This is a genomic window from Pseudomonas berkeleyensis (genome assembly GCF_014109765.1).
GTDB lineage: Bacteria > Pseudomonadota > Gammaproteobacteria > Pseudomonadales > Pseudomonadaceae > Aquipseudomonas > Aquipseudomonas berkeleyensis.
The window spans coordinates 4,931,218-4,950,566 of the sequence record NZ_CP059139.1 but is presented as its reverse complement, the minus strand read 5'-3'; the positions used below and the strand labels follow the sequence as shown (position 1 = coordinate 4,950,566).

Below are 19,349 nucleotides of genomic sequence, written 5' to 3'. Positions count from 1 at the left end.
GGGGAAATAGAGTCAGAGCGACATTGCCTGCTGGCGCCGACGGCGGCTGGAGAGACGACGCTCCAGCTCGATCAAACTGTCCACGCCCTGGCGGCGAGCCTTGCTGAACAGCATCAGGCTCAGCTCGGCGGTGACCAGAGCATCGGCGCTGGCATGGTGGCGTTGCTGCACCTGCAGGCCGAACTCGGCGATCCACTCGTCCAGGCCGCCTTGGCGAATCCGCGATTGCGGGCAGAGCAGTGGGGCGATTTCGGCGACGTCGAAGAAGCGATGCTGCAGGCGATAGCCCAGGCTTTGCTTCAGGGCGCCGGCCAGCATGCGTCGGTCGAACTCGGCATGAAAGGCCAGCAGTGGGCTGTCGCCGACGAACTCCATGAAATCCAGCAGCGCTTCGGCAGGGTCGACGCCGCGGGCCACTTCGCCCGGGGCGATGCCGTGAATCAGGGTGCTGGCGCTGGCATGGTGATCCGGGCGATGCAGGGTGCGTTCGAACTGCTGGCTGAGCTCGATGGCGCCGTTCTCGATAACCACCGCGCCAATCGATAACACCTGATCGCGGCGCATGTTGAGACCGGTGGTTTCCAGGTCGAGGACGACGAAGCGTTGCTCGCGCAGCGGACGCTCGTCGAGCGCTGCGGGTTCGGCCAGGGCCTGGCGGCGCTCCAGCTGCTGCTGGGTCAGGGCTGGGCCGCGGCCGCTGAACCAGTTGAACTTGCTCATAACTGATACCTCAGTGCCAGGCTGCTTTGCAGGCGCTGTGCCTGGCGGAAGGACTCGCGCAGGATACGTCGATCCAGCAGGTTCAGGCTGTCCGGGTCGAGACGGTTGGAGTAGGGGCGTTCGTCGCGCGCCTGCAACTGGTGCTGCTGCATGCGCGTCTGTTGAATGAAGTGATAGGCCTCTTCGAAAGCCGCGCCGTCCTGGGCGTCGATAATACCCTTGGCGATCAATGCGCGCAGGCGTTCCAGGGTGCCGACCGCGCCAATGCCATTGGCCAGGGCGAGCAGGCGCGCGCCATCGACGAAGGGCGTCAGGCCCTGCACCTTGAGATCCAGAGTGTCCTTGTCGGCCCCGGAGCGGGCTACCACGAAATCGCGGAAGCGTCCGACCGGTGGGCGCTGGCGTAGCGCATTCTCGGCCAGCATGCGCTGGAACAGGTTGTTGTCGCCCACATGCAGGAGCAATTCATGGCGCAGTTGTTCGCAGCCATCGAGCGGCCCCCAGATCGCCCGCAGGTCGAAGTAGATCGACGAACCCAGCAGGTTTTCCGGAGTGGCTTCCAGCACGAAGCGACTGAAGCGGCGTGACCACTCCTGACGCGACAGACACAGCTCGGGGTTGCCAGCCATGATGTTGCCCTTGCACAGGGTGAAGCCACAGCGGCCCAGGCGCTGGTTGATTTCCGCCGCCAGGGGCAGCAGGCGTCCACGGATGAGGGCCGCCTCCGCGGCGTCGGCCGCTTCGAAGAGGATGCCGTTGTCCTGGTCGGTATGCAGCGTCTGCTCGCGACGCCCTTCGCTGCCGAAGCACAGCCAGGTGAACGGAATGCCGGGGTCGCCCATTTCTTCGAGCGTCAGTTCGATCACCCGGCACACGGTGTGGTCGTTGAGCAGGGTGACGATGTGGGTGATCTGCGTCGAACTGGCGCCGTGGGCCAGCATGCGGTCGACCAGCAGGCGGATGTCGCTGCGCAGCCCGGCCAGGGTCTCGATCTTGCCGGCATGGCGAATGGTGCGCGCCAGGTGCACCAGATCCACGCGCTGCAGGCTGAACAGGTCGCGTTCGGAAATCACCCCGCACAGTTGTTCGTTCTCTACCAGGCAGACATGGGCGATATGCCGCTCGGTCATGGCGATGGCGGCATCGAATGCGCTGGCGTCCGGTGCCAGGTAGAACGGGCGATGGGTCATCAGGTTGACGATGGGCTGGGCCAGGTCGATGCCGTCTGCCACGACCCGGCGCAGGTCGCGCAGGGTGAAGATGCCGAGCGGATGGCGCTTGGCGTCGAGAATCACGATGCTGCCGACATGCTGCTCGTGCATCAGGCGTACGGCATCGCGCAGCGGCGTGTCCGGCGTGCAGCCGATGGGCTGACGCATGGCCAGCTCACCCAGGCGCGTGTCCAGCGAATACTGCGCGCCGAGGGTTTCCACGGCGCGCAATTGCACTTGCTGGTTGACCTGATCGAGCAGGCTGCTGACGCCACGCAGGGCGAAGTCGCGCAACGGGTTGGAGATGGCGAACAGCTTGATGAAGGCGTGCTTGGCCAGCAGCAGGCAGAAGGTTTCTTCGGCGGCCAGGTGCTCGGTGCGCGTGGCACGTTCGCCGATCAGCGCCGCCAGGGGGAAGCACTCGCCGGCAGTGATCTCGAAGGTGGTCTCGGTGCCGCGCCTGGCCGAGTGAGGGCGTTCGCCGTGCACCCGGCCCTGTTTGACGATGTAGAAATGCTCGACCACGCCGTCACTCGGCTTGATGATCGATTCGCCTTCGTCGTAGAAGCGCAGCTGGCAATTCTCGACCAGGTAGGCCAGATGGGCCGTGTCCATCTGGTTGAACGGCGGAAATTTCTGCAGGAATTCCATGGTGCCATGGATGTTCTGCAGCACAGCCGTTTTGCCGGCCTGGGAGAGCGCGTCCGCTTTGCTCATGGAGCGGCCTCGTGGTTTGGGGAGAATGCCAGTGTGGCCAGCGTTAAGTGCCTTGCCCATTGCACATAAGTAGTAGGGGTATTACTTGAGACGAAAATCTTTCTCATTTGACGAAATTTTTACGTCTGCGGGTGCACACTGGTAATCCCTGATGCCGTTTCGCTTACATCGCGCGGCAGGCCAGGCTCCCCGCAGAATCGCAAGGCAGTCCCATGCAGTCATCCCCATCCGCAGGCAGACCGGCTACACCCATCAGTATCGGCAGTCATCTGGCATTCATTCTGGGCAGCGCCCTGTGCATGTTGCTGCTCTTCGCCCTGGCCCGTGCCGGGCTGCTGGCCTACAACCACGCATTGATCGCCGATACACCGGCCAGCACGTTCGTCGAGGCCTTTCTCAATGGTGCGCGTTTCGACCTGCGCCTGATCGTCTACCTGTGCGTTCCGCTCAGCCTGTCGCTGCTCAGTGTGCGGGCGATGCGCGCGCGGCGTCTGCACGTGACCTGGCTGACCGTTGCCAGTAGCCTGTGCCTGTTCCTGGCCGTGACCGAGCTGAATTTCTATCGTGAATTCCACCAGCGCCTGAACAGCCTGGTGTTCCAGTACATGCAGGAAGACCTGGGTACCGTGACCAGCATGATCTGGAACGGCTTTCCCGTGCTGCGTCTGTTGCTGGTCTGGGCATTGGCGACGCTGTTGCTGGCCTGGTTGTTCCGACGTATCGAGCGCGCCACGCGGGCTCCTGAGCATGCCGCGGCCCCACGTTGGCCGGCGCGTACGGCGGTATTCGTACTGTTTCTGCTGGTCTGCGTGGTGGCTGCGCGCGGCACCCTGCGCTCCGGCCCGCCGCTGCGCTGGGGCGACGCCTATACCACCGATTCGATGTTCGCCAATCACCTGGGCCTCAACGGCACGCTGACCTTGGTGGACGCAGCCTCGAACTATTTCTCCGATCACCGCGACAACAGCTGGAAGGCGACCCTGCCGGCTGCCGAAGCACTGCAGGTCACCCGCGACATGCTGCTGACCCCGCGCGACCAGTTGATCGACGCCGATCGGGCCGCTGTGCGCCGTATCTATACGCCGCCGGCCGAGGGACAGCTGCCGCAGGTGCGCAATGTGGTGGTGATTCTCATGGAGAGCATGGCTGGTCGTTACATTGGCGCCATGGGCAACCAGGACGGCATCACGCCGAACTTCGATGCGCTGGCCAAGCAGGGTTTGTTGTTCCAGCGCGTATTCTCCAATGGCACGCACACGCATCAGGGCATGTTCGCCACCATGGCCTGTTTCCCCAACCTGCCGGCGTTCGAATACCTGATGCGCATGCCTGAGGGCAGCCACCAGTTCTCCGGGTTGCCACAGCTACTCAGCGCTCGCGGTTACGACGACATCTACGTCTACAACGGCAGCTTCTCCTGGGATAACCAGTCTGGCTTCTTCGGCAACCAGGGCATGCGCAACTTCGTTGGGCGCGAAGATTTCGTCGATCCGGTGTTCATCGATCCAACTTGGGGGGTGTCCGATCAGGACATGTTCGCCCGTGGTGCCGATGAGCTGGCGCGCCTGGGGCGCCAGGGCAAACCGTTCTATGCGCTGCTGCAGACACTCTCCAACCACACGCCTTATGCCTTGCCGGAGGATCTGCCGGTCGAGCGCGTCACCGGCCACGGCTCGCTGGACGAACACCTGACCGCCATGCGCTATGCCGATTGGTCGCTCGGCCAGTTCTTCGCCAAGGCGCGCCAGGAGCCCTATTTCAAGGACACCCTGTTCGTGGTGCTGGGTGATCATGGTTTCGGTAACGATGAACAGATCACTGAGATGGATCTGTCGCGCTTCAGTATCCCGCTGCTGTTGATCGGCCCCGGTGTGCAGGAAACCTTCGGCGGCAGCAGTGTCATCGTTGGTAGCCAGATCGATGTGGTGCCGACCATCATGGGCCGCCTTGGCCAGCCGGTGCAGCAGCAGTGCTGGGGCCGCGACCTGCTGGCGTTGCCGCCAGGCGATGAGGGGGTGGCGGTGATCAAGCCGTCCGGCAGCGACCAGACCGTTGGCCTGGTGACAGGCGAACGGATTCTGATCAAGCCGCGTGATCGCGACGCGCGTCTGTATCGCTACCAGTTGGGCCATGACGCCCGCGCGGAGGTGATCGACGATGCGCAGGCGCGCAGCGAACTGGAGCGCAAGCTGTCGGCTTTCGTGCAGACGGCGACTTCCAGCCTGCTGGGCAACACCACGGGGGCAACGGCGGAGAAGGCGGCACAATAGTGGCGTACTGCTTCGCGCACGGATCGCCGCCCGAGCCAAGTAGGGCGGATCGGAACGCCGGCCGCTCGTAGCGCCAGCGAACAGCCCGCCGGGCCATACTACCCAATAAAAAACCGCCCCTGAGGGCGGTTTTTTCATGCTCGGGCACTACGTTTGTAGTGCCTTGGCGCGCGACTTACAGGCCGTTCTTGGCCTTGAATTCGCGACGACGGCGGTGCAGCACTGGCTCGGTGTAGCCGTTGGGCTGCTTGGTGCCTTCGACCACCAGTTCCAGGGCGGCCTGGAACGCGATGTTGTTATCGAAGTCCGGCGCCAGTGGGCGGTACAGCGGGTCGTTTTCGTTCTGACGGTCGACCACCGGGGCCATGCGCTTGAGGCTCTCGACCACCTGCGCTTCGGTGACGATACCGTGACGCAGCCAGTTGGCCAGCAGTTGGCTGGAGATACGCAGGGTGGCGCGGTCTTCCATCAGGCCGACATCATTGATGTCCGGCACCTTGGAGCAGCCGACACCCTGGTCGATCCAGCGCACCACGTAGCCGAGAATACCTTGCGAGTTGTTGTCCAGCTCGTTGCGGATCTCTTCCTGGCTCCAGTTGGTGTCCTTGGCCAGCGGGATGGTCAGGATGTCATCCACCGACGCCGGGGTGCGCTTGGCCAGCTCGGCCTGACGCGCGAACACGTCGACCTTGTGGTAGTGCAGGGCGTGCAGGGCGGCGGCGGTCGGCGACGGTACCCAGGCGGTGTTGGCGCCGGACAGCGGGTGAGCGATCTTCTGCTCGAGCATGGCGGCCATCAGATCCGGCATGGCCCACATGCCCTTGCCGATCTGTGCACGACCTTGCAGGCCGGTGGCCAGGCCGACGTCGACGTTGTTGTTCTCGTAGGCGCCGATCCAGGTCTCGCTCTTCATGGCGGCCTTGCGCACCACGGCGCCAGCTTCCATGGAGGTGTGGATTTCGTCACCGGTACGGTCGAGGAAACCGGTGTTGATGAACACCACGCGCTCGCTGGCAGCCTTGATGCACGCCTTGAGGTTGACGGTGGTGCGACGTTCCTCGTCCATGATGCCGACTTTCAGGGTGTTGCGCGGCAGGCCCAGGGCATCTTCGACGCGGGAGAAAATTTCGCTGGCGAAGGCCACTTCTTCCGGGCCATGCATCTTCGGCTTGACGATGTACACGCTGCCGGTACGGGTGTTCTTGCGCGTGGTGTTGCCATTGAGGTTGTGGATGGCAATCAGGCTGGTGAACAGCGCGTCCTGGATGCCTTCCGGAATCTCGTTGCCTTCGGCGTCGAGGATGGCCGGGTTGGTCATCAGGTGGCCGACGTTACGCACGAACAGCAGCGAACGGCCATGCAGGGTCAACTCGGAACCGTCGACCTTGGTGTAGACACGATCCGGATTCATGGTACGGGTGAAGGTCTTGCCGCCCTTGGAAACTTCCTCGGCCAGGTCGCCTTTCATCAGGCCCAGCCAGTTGCGATAGACCACGACCTTGTCGTCGGCATCGACGGCAGCCACGGAGTCTTCGCAGTCCATGATGGTGGTCAGCGCGGCTTCCATCAGCACGTCTTTGACACCAGCGGCATCGGTGCTGCCGATCGGGCTGTTCGGGTCGATCTGGATTTCGAAGTGCAGGCCGTTGTGCTTGAGCAGCACGGCGATCGGCGCGTTGGCGTCGCCCTGGTAGCCGACCAGTTGCGCGTCGTCACGCAGACCGCTGTTGCTGCCGCCCTTGAGGGCGACGACCAGGCGGCCGCCGACGATGGCGTAGCCGGTGGCGTCGACGTGCGAGCCAGCGGCCAGCGGCGCGGCTTCGTCGAGGAAGGCGCGGGCGAAGGCGATGACCTTGTCGCCACGTACCTTGTTGTAACCCTTGCCTTTCTCGGCGCCGCCTTCTTCGCTGATCACATCGGTGCCGTAGAGGGCGTCGTACAGCGAGCCCCAGCGGGCGTTGGAGGCGTTGAGGGCGAAGCGCGCGTTCATCACCGGCACGACCAGCTGTGGGCCGGCCAGACGAGCGATCTCTTCGTCGACATTGCTGGTGGTGGCCTGGAAATCAGCGGGCTCGGGCAGCAGGTAGCCGATCTCTTGCAAGAAGGCCTTGTAGGCAGCGGCGTCATGGGCCTGGCCCTTGCGCGCCTGGTGCCAGGCATCGATCTGCGCCTGCAGTTCGTCACGCTTGGCCAGCAGTGCCCGGTTCTTCGGTGCCAGGTCCTTGATGACCGCAGCGGCACCGGCCCAGAACTTGTCGGCAGCGATGCCGGTACCGGGGATGGCTTCGTTGTTCACGAAGTCGTACAGGGCTTTGGCGACCTGCAGGCCACCGACTTGAACGCGTTCAGTCATCACTTGCCTCACTCTCTGAGCTTTACTCGATAGCCGCTTCGGGCACCTCTAAAAACCACCTCGGCTTTGCCTTCCTGTGTCGCCTTACCGCCTGCATCCATGCAGTCGTGCGTCGCCAGTGCTGCACTGACGACGGCCCTGGAGCGCCTGTGAAATCCGCTTCCTGGCCTGCTTTCGCCATGCGCCGAGCGCCTCGCCAACCTTCGTAGAAGGCCCGGCGGAGACGGAGTCGCCGTCTTGTAGTCCGAGGCGCGGCATACTACATCAAGATTCTGGGGAAATGCAGTGGGGTTGCGTCAGTCTGCGACCAAAAGACTATTTGCAGTCACGTTCGATACGTCATGTGTGCAAAATAGTGATCTATTGTTTCATAAAATTCGTAAAAACGTACACGATTAATTGATCGGGCAACTGACAACCCGCCGAATATGGCCTACGCGACCTCGCCTATACTGCGCTGAACCATTCAGGAGCCTGCCATGCCCGTATCCGCTGTCGTTGCCGATGATCTGGCCGATCTCACCCGCTTGTTCGCGGGTTATCTGCGTTTCTACGAGGTACCACGCGACGAGGCGGACATCGCCGCCTTCCTGGGCCAGCGCCTGCAGCGCGGCGATTCGCAACTGCTCATCGCCCGCGACGAGCAGGGCGTGGCGCAGGGCTTCGTTCAGCTCTATCCCTTTCAGTCCTCGCTGGCACTGGAACCGGCCTGGTTGCTCAGTGATCTGTATGTCGACGAAACGGCTCGGCGTGGTGGCGTCGGCGAGGCGCTGATGAACGCGGCACGTGCCCATGCCGAAGCCTCTGGCGCCTGCGGCCTGCAACTGGAGACGGCGAAAACCAATCTGGCCGGGCAGCGGCTGTACGAACGCCTGGGTTATGTGCGCGACGAGCAGTTCTACACCTACTGGCTGGCGCTGAGTCGCTGACCTTTCCGAGTCCTGTGAACGAGTGAGGTAGTACATGGATCATCTGGTACTGACGGTGATTGCCGAGGATCAACCGGGGTTGGTCGAGCGTCTGGCTGGCAGCGTCGCCGCCCATGGTGGTAACTGGCTGGAAAGTCGCATGGCGCGTATGGCAGGCCAGTTCGCCGGGATCGTACGGGTGGACGTGCCGGCCGAAGCGCAGGGCGCTCTGATCAAGGAGCTGGAGGCACTCAGCGCGCAGGGTATTCGCGTGCAACTGGCGGCCAGCGGTGCCGAGCCGGGGCGACGCTTCACGTCGATTCGATTGGAACTGGTAGGCAACGACCGCCCCGGCATCGTGCGCGATATCACCCGTGTGCTGGCCGAGCAGGGCGTTAATCTGGAGAACCTGCTCACCGAGGTGACGCCGGCGCCGATGAGTGGTGAGTTGCTGTTCACTGCCGAGGCTTTACTGGCGGTGCCGGAGACCCTGGCGCTGGAGCAGTTGCAGGCGCGCCTGGAAACCCTGGCCGATGACCTGATGGTGGAGTTGAATCTGCGTCAGGAAGACTGACGCAGCGGATATCCACGACTTGCGTGGATCACCCTGTGGATAAACTGGGGAGCCCCGGCGCACTGCCTAGTGTGCCGGGGCTTTTCGTTGGACGGTTAAAAAATCAACAGGATCAAAGGCTTGTGCACAAATGCCGGGGATGGTTCTGTGGATAAACCGGGGGTGGAAGGCGCCATGCCAAGCGTGACGCGGCTTGGCGGCCGGTGAGCGTTTTCTGTTCAATCACGTGGTAAAGCCGGTGCGCGTGGTGAGCCCTACAGGGCGTCGCGCGCACCGGTCGTTCACTCGGCCGGGCGTTTGCGCAGATTCAGCCAGATATCCAGGCTGTACACCGCCAGGCCGGCCCAGATGAAGGCGAAGGCCATCAGCTTGGCCGGGTCGAAGTGCTCGCCGAACAGGAAGATCGCCTGCAGCATCACCAGGGTCGGTGCGATGTACTGCAGAAAGCCCAGGGTGGTGTAGGGCAGGTGGCGCGCCGCGGCGTTGAAGCACACCAGCGGGATCAGCGTGATCGGGCCGGCAGCGGCCAGCCACAGCCACTGCGAGCTGCTCCAGAACTCCGCTTGGCTGCTCATCGCCGCCGGATGCAGAGCCAGCCAGGCCAGGGCCACGGGCAACAGCAGCCAGGTTTCCACCACTAGGCCGGGCAGGGCGGCGACGGGCGCCTTCTTGCGGATCAGCCCGTAGAAACCGAAGGTCAACGCCAGCACCAGCGACACCCAGGGCAGGCTACCCACTTGCCACACCTGCTGTGCCACACCGATCGCAGCCAGACCTACGGCGACCCACTGCAGACGACGCAGCCGCTCGCCGAGGATCAACAGGCCGAGCAGCACGTTGATCAGCGGGTTGATGTAGTAACCCAGGCTGGCCTCGAGCATGCGCTCGTTGTTCACCGCCCACACGTACACCAGCCAGTTGCTGGCGATCAGCAGGCCGCAACCGGCCAGTACGAGCAGGCGCTTGGGATGTTCGCGCAATTCACGCCACCAGCCCGGATGCTTCCACAGCATCAACAGGATGGCACCGAACAGTGCTGACCAGATGGCGCGGTGGACGATGATCTCCAGTGACGGGATGTGCTGGATGGCTTTGAAGTAGATGGGGAACAGTCCCCAGATGACATAGGCGGTAAGGCCCAGAATGTACCCGCGTTGCGGGTTGGCGGTGGCCATTGAGGATCCTTGGTCAAGGCAGCTGAGGGGGGCGTGAGATTTTAAGCGTCGTGCTCTGCTGTTGTCTGTTCGTTCGGTTTTTTCCGTATACCGAAGCGTCGGGGAAGTCGTAAGGCAAACTTTACACGGTGTGCACAACTGTATCGGTCATGCCCGGACTACGCCTCAGAACCTGTTCATTACCTTTAGGCTCATTTTCTCTGGCTTTATCTGCGAACTGGTGTAGATCCCAACGAGCGGGTGGCTAAAGCCACCCTTGAGAATTTCGCGCTACGGTAGGGTGGGCCGGGCGGCGATCCGCTTCAGCCCACCAATTTCGTAAGCAGCAGAGAAAGATCGTGAGCAGGCTCTCAGAAAAGCCGCAAGGGCTCTTCATCCAGTGCTGCCATCTGCTCACGCAGGGCGAGAATCTGGTCGCCCCAGTAGCGTTCGCCGGCGAACCAGGGGAAGGCCAGGGGGAACGCTGGGTCGTCCCAGCGCCGCGCGATCCAGGCGCTGTGATGCATCAGGCGCAAGGCGCGCAGGCCTTCGATCAGCGGCAGCTCGCGGGCGGCGAAATCGTGGAACTCCTGATAACCGTCGACCAGTTCGGCCAACTGAGCGAGGCGTTCATGGCGTTCGCCGGCCAGCATCATCCACAGATCCTGTACCGCCGGGCCCATGCGGCAGTCGTCGAGGTCGACGACATGGAAGGCGTCGTCGCGGTGCAACAGGTTGCCGGGGTGGCAGTCGCCGTGCAGCCGAATCGCCGTGTAGCGCACGCGGGCGAACAATTCATCCAGACGCGTGAGCAGATCGCGGGCTACCGACTCGTAAGCCGGCAACAGACTTTTCGGTACGAAGCCGCCATCGAGTAAGGAGGCCAGGGCGGCGTGGCCGAAGTTATCCACCGTCAGGGTTTCGCGATGGGCGAAGGGGCGGCTGGCGCCGATGGCATGCATGCGTCCGAGCAACTGGCCCAGGCGGTACAGTTGCTCGAGGTTGCCGGGCTCGGGCGCACGGCCGCCACGACGTGGAAACAGGGCGAAGCGAAAGCCACCGTGTTCGAACAGCGTTTCGCCATCACGTGCCAACGGCGCCACTACCGGCACCTCATGTTCGGCCAGCTCCAGGCTGAAGGCATGTTCTTCGTGGATCGCGACATCACTCCAGCGATCCGGCCGGTAGAACTTGGCGATCAGCGGCGTTTCGCCCTCGATACCCACCTGATAGACGCGGTTCTCGTAACTGTTGAGCGCCAATACGCGGGCGTCGCTGAGATAGCCGAGGCTCTCCACGGCATCGAGCACCAGATCCGGGGTGAGGGTGGAAAAGGGGTGGCTCATGAGCGGCTCCGTATGGCTGGATGCACAGTCTAACGGCTTGCGCGTGGCGTAGGGCGGGGCAATCCGCCGCTGAACTCGCTGGCGGGGTACGCCTGCCCTACAGTTGCGTGCCGAGCAGTACCTGGCTGGCGGCGAACTGCGCGTTCACCGGGGCGCCAACGTCCAGTCCCAGACGGTGCAGATGTTCGGCGTCAGCCAGTGCGCACAACGTCTGGCCGTTGGCCAGGGCGATACGGACTTCGCTGGGGCCGTCGCTGGCGGGCAGGATTTTTTCGATCTGCCCTTCCAGGCTGTTATCGAAATCTGCGCAGGCAGACGAGGCGGGGTGCAAGTTCAGCCAACCCGCCTTGATCAGCGCGACCACTGGGCTGCCGATGTCCAGTTGCAGCCGCTCGGTACTGTCACGGGTGATCTGTGCCTGCAGGCGTACACCGCCGGGCAACTCGATGGCGATGAGATCGTTGTGGCCCTGCGCGACGATGGCGCAGACGCGGCCGGCCAGTTGATTGCGTGCGCTGGTGCGCAGCATCAGGCGGCCAAGCAATTGCAGGTCGGCATCGTCATCGGCGGCCTGCAGTACCTGCGCCTGTAGTGCCTGCAGGCGTTGGTGCAATGCCAGCAGCCGCTCGCCTGCGGCTGTCAGCCGTGCACCGCCGCCGCCCTTGCCGCCAACACTGCGGCTGACCAGCGGTTGTTCGGAGAGGTTGTTCAACTCGTCGATGGCGTCCCAGGCGGCCTTGTAACTGAGGCCGGCGGCCTTGGCGGCGCGGGTGATGGAGCCCTGTTCGGCGATCTGCTCCAGCAGGGCCAGACGTTTCGGTCGGCGGCTGAGCAATTGGGCTAGGGGATCGAGTTGCGACATGGTTTCCGAGCGGTTGAGGGCAGTGCCGGGCACGGTGCGTGACTGCGCTTGGCACGTCAAGTCAGCCATCGCCCGGTCGTGGTGTGCGGGCCAGGCAGTAGACATCGACGCGCAGGGCGCCTGCTCGGCGCAGCAGGTTGGCAAGAATGCCAGCAGTCGCGCCGGTGGTGAACACATCATCGATCAGCGCCAGGTGGCAGCCGGTGATCCTGGCGTTGCTCTCCAGGGTAAAGGCCTGGCGCAGGTTGCGCTTGCGCGTAGCAGCGTCCAATCCCTGCTGTGCGGGAGTGTCCACGCGGCGTTGCAGCCAGTCATCGCGAACCGGCAGGTTCAGGCTGGTGCCAAGCCAGTCGGCAAGCATCTGCGCCTGGTTGAAACCACGGCGGCGCTGACGCTGACGTGCCAGGGGCACGGGTAGCAGCGTGTGCGGGCGCGGCAGGCCCTCGTCGTAGGCATGTGTCAGATGTTCGGCCAATAGCTCGGCGAGCAGGCGGCCGTATGGCCATTGCGCCTGGTGCTTGAAGCGAGTGATCAGGTTGTCGACCGGGAAGGCATAGCGCCAGGGCGCTTCCACGCGGGTGAAACTCGGCGGCTTTGATTGGCAGGCGCCGCAGATCAGGTCGTGAGCGGGTAGCGGAACCGCACAGACCTGACACTGCGCACCGAGCCAGGGCAGTTCGGATTCGCAAGCCGTGCAGATGTTGTGCGTGGGGTGATCGGTGGCTTCGTCGCAAAGCTGGCAGTGGCGGCGCTGACGTAGCCAGACAGGGCGTTGCAGCGATGACAGATCGAGTGGAGGCATGGCAGCTCGTCCGTGAGCGAAAGCCCTGAGCCTAGTTGGCCATCAGCGAATCAGCCAACCCATCACTACCAACCCGAGAAACAGCCAGATCACCCCGCCGATGATCGAGCCGCGCAACAACGAGCGAGCGCCGCTGAAAAGAAACAGCAGGCCGATGATAAGCAGGATGATGCTGAAAATCGATACGTCCATACCGATGGCCCTGGCCAGGCCATGGAGAAAATCATCAATGGCATCGGCCATGGCACCCAGCACGCCGGACAGCATGTCGACGATGAAGCGGATGGCGCGGCCCAGCGCTTCGCCGAGCCCTTCGAAAAAACCTTCTACCTGCATGCAGAACATCCTGTTGGAGGGGTAAGCATTTGGCCTTGTGCCATGACATAAGTTCTATTGGTTGATAAGTGATCAAATGTAAACCTGTGTCTTAATCATGGTTGACAGCATCCAATCGCCACTTATGATGGCCAAAGCCTGAATGCCCCCTGTGGGCCTGACAACAGATGCCACCAAGCGTCGAAGGACTTCTCTGATGAGCGCAACCGCTGAAATCACCACCCGCCACGACTGGAGCCTCACCGAGGTTCGCGCGCTGTTCGAGCAGCCTTTCAACGACCTGCTGTTCCAGGCGCAGACCGTCCATCGCCAGCACTTCGACGCCAATCGCGTTCAGGTCTCGACGCTGCTATCGATCAAGACCGGCGCCTGTCCGGAAGACTGCAAGTACTGCCCGCAGTCAGGCCACTACAACACCGGCCTGGACAAGGAAAAGCTGATGGAGGTGCAGAAGGTGCTGGAGGCCGCCGCCGAGGCCAAGGCCATCGGCTCGACCCGCTTCTGCATGGGCGCGGCGTGGAAGCACCCGTCCGCCAAGGACATGCCCTACGTGCTGGAGATGGTCAAGGGCGTGAAGAAGCTCGGCCTGGAAACCTGCATGACCTTGGGGCGTCTGGATCAGGAGCAGACCGTTGCCCTGGCCGAGGCGGGGCTGGACTACTACAACCACAACCTCGATACCTCGCCGGAGTTCTACGGCAACATCATCACCACCCGTACCTATGGCGAGCGCCTGCAGACCCTGGCCTACGTGCGCGAGGCGGGGATGAAGATCTGCTCGGGCGGTATCCTCGGCATGGGCGAGTCAGTGGACGATCGCGCCGGGCTGCTGATTCAGCTGGCCAACCTGCCGGAGCACCCGGAGAGCGTGCCGATCAACATGCTGGTCAAGGTCAAAGGCACCCCGTTGGCCGAGGAGAAGGATGTCGACCCGTTCGACTTCATCCGCACCCTGGCCGTGGCGCGGATCATGATGCCCAAGTCCCATGTGCGCCTGTCCGCTGGTCGCGAGGCGATGAACGAGCAGATGCAGGCCCTGGCCTTCATGGCTGGCGCCAACTCGATCTTCTATGGCGAGAAGCTGCTGACCACCGCCAACCCGCAGGCGGACAAGGACATGGCCCTGTTCAAGCGACTCGGCATCAAGCCGGAAGAGCGCGAAGAGCACGCCGACGAAGTGCACCAGGCTGCCATCGAGCAGGCGCTGGTCGAGCAGCGCGACTCCAAGCTGTTCTACAACGCCGCCTCGGCCTGACATCTCTCAATGTAGGCGCGAGCCCTGCTTTGCGAACGTCGCCCATCGTCGTTCGCGGCACTTGCTCCTACGGACACTGCCTATGTCTTTCAATCTCACCGCCCGCCTGGCCGAACGCCAGGCCGCCGACCTGTACCGTCGTCGTCCGCTATTGCAGACCCCACAAAGGCCGCAGATCAGGGCGGACGATCAGGAACTGCTGGCGTTCTGTTCCAACGACTATCTCGGTCTGGCCAACCACCCCGAGGTGATTCGCGCGATGCAGCAGGGCGCGGAGCAATGGGGCGTCGGCGGTGGTGCATCGCACCTGGTCATTGGCCACAGCACCCCACACCATGAACTGGAGGAGGCGCTGGCGGCATTCACCGGTCGGTCGCGTGCACTGCTGTTCTCCACTGGCTACATGGCCAACCTGGCCGTCGTCACCGCACTGCTGGGACAGGGCGACAGCGTGCTGGAAGATCGCCTCAACCACGCCTCGCTGCTCGATGCTGGCCTGCTCTCCGGCGCGCGATTTTCCCGTTACCTGCACAACGATACGGTGAGCCTGGCCAACCGCTTGCGCAAGGCCACGGGCAACAGCTTGGTAGTCACCGATGGCGTGTTCAGCATGGACGGCGATCTGGCCGACCTGCCTGCGTTGTGCGCCGAGGCGCGCGCCGCCGGGGCCTGGGTGATGGTCGACGATGCCCATGGCTTTGGCCCGCTGGGCGCCACCGGTGGCGGTATCGTCGAGCACTTCGGTCTGGGGCCGGATGACGTGCAGGTACTGGTCGGTACCCTGGGCAAGGCCTTTGGCACCGCCGGTGCGTTCGTCGCCGGCAGCGAGGAGCTGATCGAGACCCTGATCCAGTTCGCCCGTCCCTACATCTACACCACCAGTCAGCCGCCGGCGGTGGCCTGCGCCACGCTGAAAAGCCTGGAGTTGCTGCGTAGCGAAAACTGGCGCCGGGAACATCTGAACCGGCTGATCGCGCGCTTCCGTCAGGGCGCCGCCGAGATTGGTCTGAGCCTGATGGATAGTCCCACGCCGATTCAACCGGTTCTGGTGGGCGACAGCGCGCGTGCGCTGAAACTTTCGGCGCTGCTCAAGGCGCGCGGTCTTCTGGTCGGCGCGATTCGCCCACCAACCGTACCGGCTGGCAGCGCCCGCTTGCGTGTGACGCTGTCCGCTGCGCACAGCGATGCACAGCTCGAACGCTTGCTGGACGCGTTGGCCGAATGCTGGCCGCAGGTGCAGGCCGATGCGTGAGCAGTTGATCCTGCTGCCGGGTTGGGGCCTGGAGGGTGCCGTGCTGCAACCGCTGGCCGAGGCGCTGGGCGGCGAAATTCAGGTGCAGGTGCCGGCCCTGCCGCGACTGAGCAGTGCAGCCGCTGCCGATTGGCTAGATGAGCTGGATACGCGCCTGTCGCATGACTGCTGGTTGGCCGGCTGGTCGCTCGGCGGCATGCTGGCCAGCGCCCTGGCTGCCCGTTGCGGCGAGCGCTGCCGTGGCCTGATCACCCTGGCCAGCAATGCCTGTTTCGTCGCCAGCGATGCCTGGTCGACGGCAATGCCGGCGCAGACCTATGCAGCTTTCTATCAGGGTTGTCAGGAGAACGCCGGCGCTACCCTCAAGCGCTTCGCCATGCTCTGTGCCCAGGGCTGCGCCGACACGCGTGGCCTGTCACGACAGCTGCAAGGCAATCTGGCGTGCAGCGATGAAGCCTCTTTGCTGGCCGGGTTGCGCCTGCTGGCGAACCTCGACAATCGCGCCACGCTGGCCAGTTTTGCCGGGCCCCAACTGCACCTGCTGGCCGAGCAGGACGCGCTGGTGCCGGTTGCTGTCGCTGATGCACTGCTGGCGCTTTTGCCAACTGGCGAAGTGGACGTGGTGGAAGATTGCGGTCATGCCTTCGTGCTCGACCAGGCGGACACCTTGGCAATGTTGATGCTCGACTTTATCCGCGAGACTAACGATGCCTGAACATCCCGGGGTGCTACAGGGGCGTGGTGCGCACGGCACCCCTTACGGTGACGCGGCGTTGCCGGATAAACGTCAGGTCGCGGCGTCCTTCTCCCGGGCGGCCGCGAGCTACGACGCGGTGGCCGAGTTGCAGCGCAACGTCGGCATGCAGCTGCTGGCGCGCTTGCCGGCTGCGCTGCAAGCACATCGTTGGCTGGATCTGGGCTGCGGCACGGGCTATTTCACGCGCGCGTTGGCTGAGCGCTACGTTCAGGGCGAAGGGCTGGCTGTGGATATCGCCGAAGGCATGTTGCAGCACGCCAGGCCGCGAGCTGGCGCCGTGCACTTTATTGCCGGCGACGCCGAATTTCTGCCCTTGCAGAACGCTAGCGTCGATCTGCTGTTCTCCAGCCTGGCGCTGCAATGGTGCTCGGACTTCCCGCGTGTATTGAACGAGGCAAGTCGCGTGCTGCGTCCCGGCGGTGTGCTGGCCTTTTCCAGTCTGTGCGTGGGCACGTTGCAGGAGCTGCGTGACAGCTGGCTGGCGGTCGATGGCTTCGTCCATGTCAATCGCTTCCGCCATTTCCAGGACTATCAGCACATGTGCACGGTCAGTAGCCTGCAGGTGCTGGCGCTGCAACGTGAAGCGCAAGTTCTGCACTTCCCCGATTTGCGTAGCCTGACCACCTCGCTGAAGGATCTCGGCGCGCACAACCTCAACCCGGGGCGTCCGGGCGGGCTGACGGGGCGCTCGCGCATTCGTGCGTTGATCGAGGCCTACGAGCGCTTCCGTCAACCCGATGGGCTGCCGGCTACCTATCAGGTGGTGTACGGCGTTTTGCAAAAGCCGCTATTAGTTGTTCGCGCATAGCGTGCATTGATCAAGGAGTTGCCATGGCCCATGCCTACTTTGTGACTGGCACCGATACAGAGGTCGGCAAGACCACCATCGCCGCTGGCCTGCTGTATGCGGCGCGCCTGCGAGGTCTGAGCACTGCGGCGGCCAAGCCGGTAGCCTCTGGTTGCATGCGAACTGCCGAAGGGCTGCGCAACGACGACGCGCTGGCACTGCTCGCGCAGTGTTCGCTGCCGCTGCGTTATGAAGAGGTCAACCCGCTGGCCTTCGAACCAGCCATAGCCCCGCATCTGGCCGCGCGTGAGGTAGGCGTGACGCTGAATGTCGCGGGCCTGCTGGAGCCTGTCCGAAGCGTTCTCGCCCAGGAGGCTGATTTTTCTCTGGTGGAAGGCGCCGGTGGCTGGCGCGTACCGCTAGCCGGCGCAGAAAACCTTTCGGATCTGGCCATTGCTCTGGGCTTGCCGGTGATCCTCGTGATTGGCGTGCGCCTCGGTTGCATCAACCACGCGTTGCTCAGTGCCGAGGCCATCGAACGTGACGGTCTGAAATTGGCCGGATGGGTCGCCAATATCGTCGACCCGCACACTGCACGCCTTGAAGAGAATCTGGCGACCCTTGCCGAACGTATGCCGGCGCCCTGTGTGGGGCGCGTGCCTCGTCTGCCGAGTGCATCGGCCGAAGCGGTTGCGAAGCACCTCGATCTCGCGCGGTTGGCAGGCTGGTAATAAACAGAAACGCGACCATAGCCTTTTGTCTGTACGTTTTTTAGCCGATTTCTGCTTCAATGGTGACTATCAGGTTCTAATTCCCGCTGGGAGCCATAGATGGAAATCTCCACCAGTGCATTCAATTCGGGGTTGAGCGGCATCCAGGCCGGCCAGCGTCGTGTCGATCAGGCTGCCAGTGATATCGCCAGCAACACCATCAATCCGTCGCAGCAAGTCAGCCAGACTCCGCCGCAGAATCAGGTCAATGCCAGTTCGCAAGTCACGGAGCGTGATCGCCCTGACCTGACGGAAAGCCTCGTGGCATTACGCGTGGGCGAGAACGAAGTGCGCGCCAATGCCCGCGTCGTCGATACTGCCGACGAGGTTCTGGGAACGCTGATCGACACTCGCGCATAAGCCGTTTCACCCTGGCCGCGCGGAGGCGGCCCGCAGCAGGGCAGGAGGACGCTCATGCAGATCGGCAACAGCCTGCCGTCTTTCACTCCTGCACCCTCTTTTGCGCCGGCCAGGCCGCTGTCGCCTGATGTTTCCCCCGATATTGCCCGTGCTGATCAGGCACCTGTTGCTGCGCCACAGGAGCAGCAAGCGGATTCCCCTGCGTCCGAACGTGAAGAGGCTGATCGAGCGCCGACCGATGGCGCCGGTGGCAATGGCGAACCGAGTCCGCAGGAGTTGCGTCGGCAACAACTGGAAATCGCTGATCTGGTGCAGCGTGATCGCGAAGTAAGGACTCACGAGCAGGCGCATGCCGCTGTTGGCGGGCAATATGCCGGCGCGCCCACCTACGGATTCAAGCGTGGGCCGGATGGTCAGAGTTACGCCGTCTCCGGTGAAGTTAGCATCGATACCGCGCCCGTCCCCAACGACCCCGAGGCGACGCTGCGCAAGATGGAAATCGTCTTGCGCGCTGCGCTCGCGCCCATCGAGCCCTCGCCACAGGACTTGCGTGTAGCCGCTCTGGCCCAGGCGCAGGCGGCTCAGGCACGCGTCGAACTGGCCGAGCAGCGTCGCGAAGAGGCCACCGCTGCAGTCGACGCGCGCAAGGCGCGTGACGACTCCGAACAGGTCGAGAAGGAACCCACCTCGTCGACGCAGCAGCCTCTGCCGTCAGCGCCTAATCTTGATCTGTATCGGCGTCTGGGTGAGTCGTCCGCGCCGCAGCCGAGCATCGATCTGGTCGCGTAGTCGGCCGATTGGCAGTGCTTGACAAGGGGGTGGCGTAAACGTATGTTTCAAACGCCTGTTTGACTGCTTTGGCCGCAACCTGCTGGCCAGGCAACTGGGAGTGATCCCAAAAGCGACCGACAAGCC

The 19,349-nt window shown here is 63.4% G+C and carries 18 protein-coding genes; 10 read left to right on the top strand and 8 right to left on the bottom strand.

The window, feature by feature from the left end; genetic code table 11:
• Positions 1 to 12: 12 nt before the first annotated feature.
• Both HS968_RS23090 and HS968_RS23085 read right to left on the bottom strand, forming a co-directional pair.
• Positions 13 to 720: a 3'-5' exonuclease gene (locus HS968_RS23090; RefSeq protein WP_179622801.1), complete on the bottom strand. Its 708-nt coding sequence runs from the start codon at positions 718 to 720 to the stop codon at positions 13 to 15.
• A complete protein-coding gene (locus tag HS968_RS23085) occupies positions 717 to 2,648 on the bottom strand; it encodes a putative nucleotidyltransferase substrate binding domain-containing protein (RefSeq protein WP_179622800.1) in 1,932 nt (643 codons plus the stop codon). The genes HS968_RS23090 and HS968_RS23085 overlap by 4 nt, the downstream gene beginning before the upstream one ends.
• Before the next feature lie 212 nt (positions 2,649 to 2,860).
• Here HS968_RS23085 and HS968_RS23080 point away from each other — a divergent pair, with 212 nt between their 5' ends.
• On the top strand, positions 2,861 to 4,918 hold the full coding sequence (locus tag HS968_RS23080) for an LTA synthase family protein (RefSeq protein WP_182368842.1): 2,058 nt from the start codon (positions 2,861 to 2,863) through the stop codon (positions 4,916 to 4,918).
• 175 nt (positions 4,919 to 5,093) lie between these two features.
• Here HS968_RS23080 and HS968_RS23075 read toward each other — a convergent pair whose 3' ends face one another.
• Entirely contained in the window at positions 5,094 to 7,271 is a 2,178-nt protein-coding gene (locus tag HS968_RS23075; RefSeq protein ID WP_182368840.1) for a malate synthase G, read from the bottom strand.
• Between the two features lie 479 nt (positions 7,272 to 7,750).
• Here HS968_RS23075 and HS968_RS23070 point away from each other — a divergent pair, with 479 nt between their 5' ends.
• Together HS968_RS23070 and HS968_RS23065 are read left to right on the top strand one after the other, a co-directional pair.
• A complete protein-coding gene (locus tag HS968_RS23070) occupies positions 7,751 to 8,200 on the top strand; it encodes a GNAT family N-acetyltransferase (protein WP_119694272.1) in 450 nt (149 codons plus the stop codon).
• Between the two features lie 34 nt (positions 8,201 to 8,234).
• On the top strand, positions 8,235 to 8,753 hold the full coding sequence (locus tag HS968_RS23065) for a glycine cleavage system protein R (RefSeq protein ID WP_182368839.1): 519 nt from the start codon (positions 8,235 to 8,237) through the stop codon (positions 8,751 to 8,753).
• A 281-nt stretch (positions 8,754 to 9,034) separates the two neighbouring features.
• Here the strand turns inward: HS968_RS23065 and rarD are convergent, their stop codons facing one another.
• The 5 genes from rarD to HS968_RS23040 all read right to left on the bottom strand — a co-directional run bounded on the left by rarD (position 9,035) and on the right by HS968_RS23040 (position 13,253).
• Positions 9,035 to 9,928, bottom strand: coding sequence for an EamA family transporter RarD (gene rarD, locus HS968_RS23060; RefSeq protein WP_106738541.1), 894 nt, complete (start codon positions 9,926 to 9,928; stop codon positions 9,035 to 9,037).
• Positions 9,929 to 10,278: 350 nt separating this feature from the next.
• Positions 10,279 to 11,253: a serine/threonine protein kinase gene (locus tag HS968_RS23055; protein WP_182368838.1), complete on the bottom strand. Its 975-nt coding sequence runs from the start codon at positions 11,251 to 11,253 to the stop codon at positions 10,279 to 10,281.
• Between the two features lie 97 nt (positions 11,254 to 11,350).
• Positions 11,351 to 12,115, bottom strand: a complete 765-nt coding sequence (locus HS968_RS23050) for a TOBE domain-containing protein (protein WP_182371676.1) — start codon at positions 12,113 to 12,115, stop codon at positions 11,351 to 11,353.
• A 61-nt stretch (positions 12,116 to 12,176) separates the two neighbouring features.
• Complete coding sequence (locus HS968_RS23045) at positions 12,177 to 12,917, bottom strand: ComF family protein (RefSeq protein ID WP_182368836.1); 741 nt, start codon at positions 12,915 to 12,917, stop codon at positions 12,177 to 12,179.
• Between the two features lie 42 nt (positions 12,918 to 12,959).
• Positions 12,960 to 13,253: a hypothetical protein gene (locus HS968_RS23040; RefSeq protein ID WP_119694277.1), complete on the bottom strand. Its 294-nt coding sequence runs from the start codon at positions 13,251 to 13,253 to the stop codon at positions 12,960 to 12,962.
• A gap of 196 nt (positions 13,254 to 13,449) precedes the next feature.
• Here HS968_RS23040 and bioB point away from each other — a divergent pair, with 196 nt between their 5' ends.
• The 7 genes from bioB to HS968_RS23005 all read left to right on the top strand — a co-directional run bounded on the left by bioB (position 13,450) and on the right by HS968_RS23005 (position 19,223).
• Positions 13,450 to 14,508 carry a biotin synthase BioB gene (bioB, locus tag HS968_RS23035; RefSeq protein WP_182368835.1) on the top strand — a complete coding sequence of 353 codons (1,059 nt, stop codon included), beginning with the start codon at positions 13,450 to 13,452 and terminating at the stop codon, positions 14,506 to 14,508.
• Between the two features lie 82 nt (positions 14,509 to 14,590).
• A complete protein-coding gene (gene bioF, locus HS968_RS23030) occupies positions 14,591 to 15,760 on the top strand; it encodes an 8-amino-7-oxononanoate synthase (protein ID WP_182368834.1) in 1,170 nt (389 codons plus the stop codon).
• Positions 15,753 to 16,475 (top strand): alpha/beta fold hydrolase, encoded by a 723-nt coding sequence (locus HS968_RS23025; protein WP_182368833.1) that lies wholly within the window; start codon positions 15,753 to 15,755, stop codon positions 16,473 to 16,475. The genes bioF and HS968_RS23025 overlap by 8 nt, the downstream gene beginning before the upstream one ends.
• Positions 16,468 to 17,325 carry a malonyl-ACP O-methyltransferase BioC gene (gene bioC / locus HS968_RS23020; RefSeq protein ID WP_182368831.1) on the top strand — a complete coding sequence of 286 codons (858 nt, stop codon included), beginning with the start codon at positions 16,468 to 16,470 and terminating at the stop codon, positions 17,323 to 17,325. The genes HS968_RS23025 and bioC overlap by 8 nt, the downstream gene beginning before the upstream one ends.
• Before the next feature lie 23 nt (positions 17,326 to 17,348).
• The gene (gene bioD / locus HS968_RS23015; RefSeq protein ID WP_182368830.1) at positions 17,349 to 18,035 is read left to right on the top strand and encodes a dethiobiotin synthase; all 687 of its coding nucleotides are present in this window, start codon (positions 17,349 to 17,351) and stop codon (positions 18,033 to 18,035) included.
• Positions 18,036 to 18,134: 99 nt separating this feature from the next.
• Complete coding sequence (locus HS968_RS23010) at positions 18,135 to 18,434, top strand: hypothetical protein (protein ID WP_119694283.1); 300 nt, start codon at positions 18,135 to 18,137, stop codon at positions 18,432 to 18,434.
• A gap of 54 nt (positions 18,435 to 18,488) precedes the next feature.
• Positions 18,489 to 19,223: a putative metalloprotease CJM1_0395 family protein gene (locus HS968_RS23005; RefSeq protein WP_182368829.1), complete on the top strand. Its 735-nt coding sequence runs from the start codon at positions 18,489 to 18,491 to the stop codon at positions 19,221 to 19,223.
• Positions 19,224 to 19,349 lie beyond the last annotated feature (126 nt).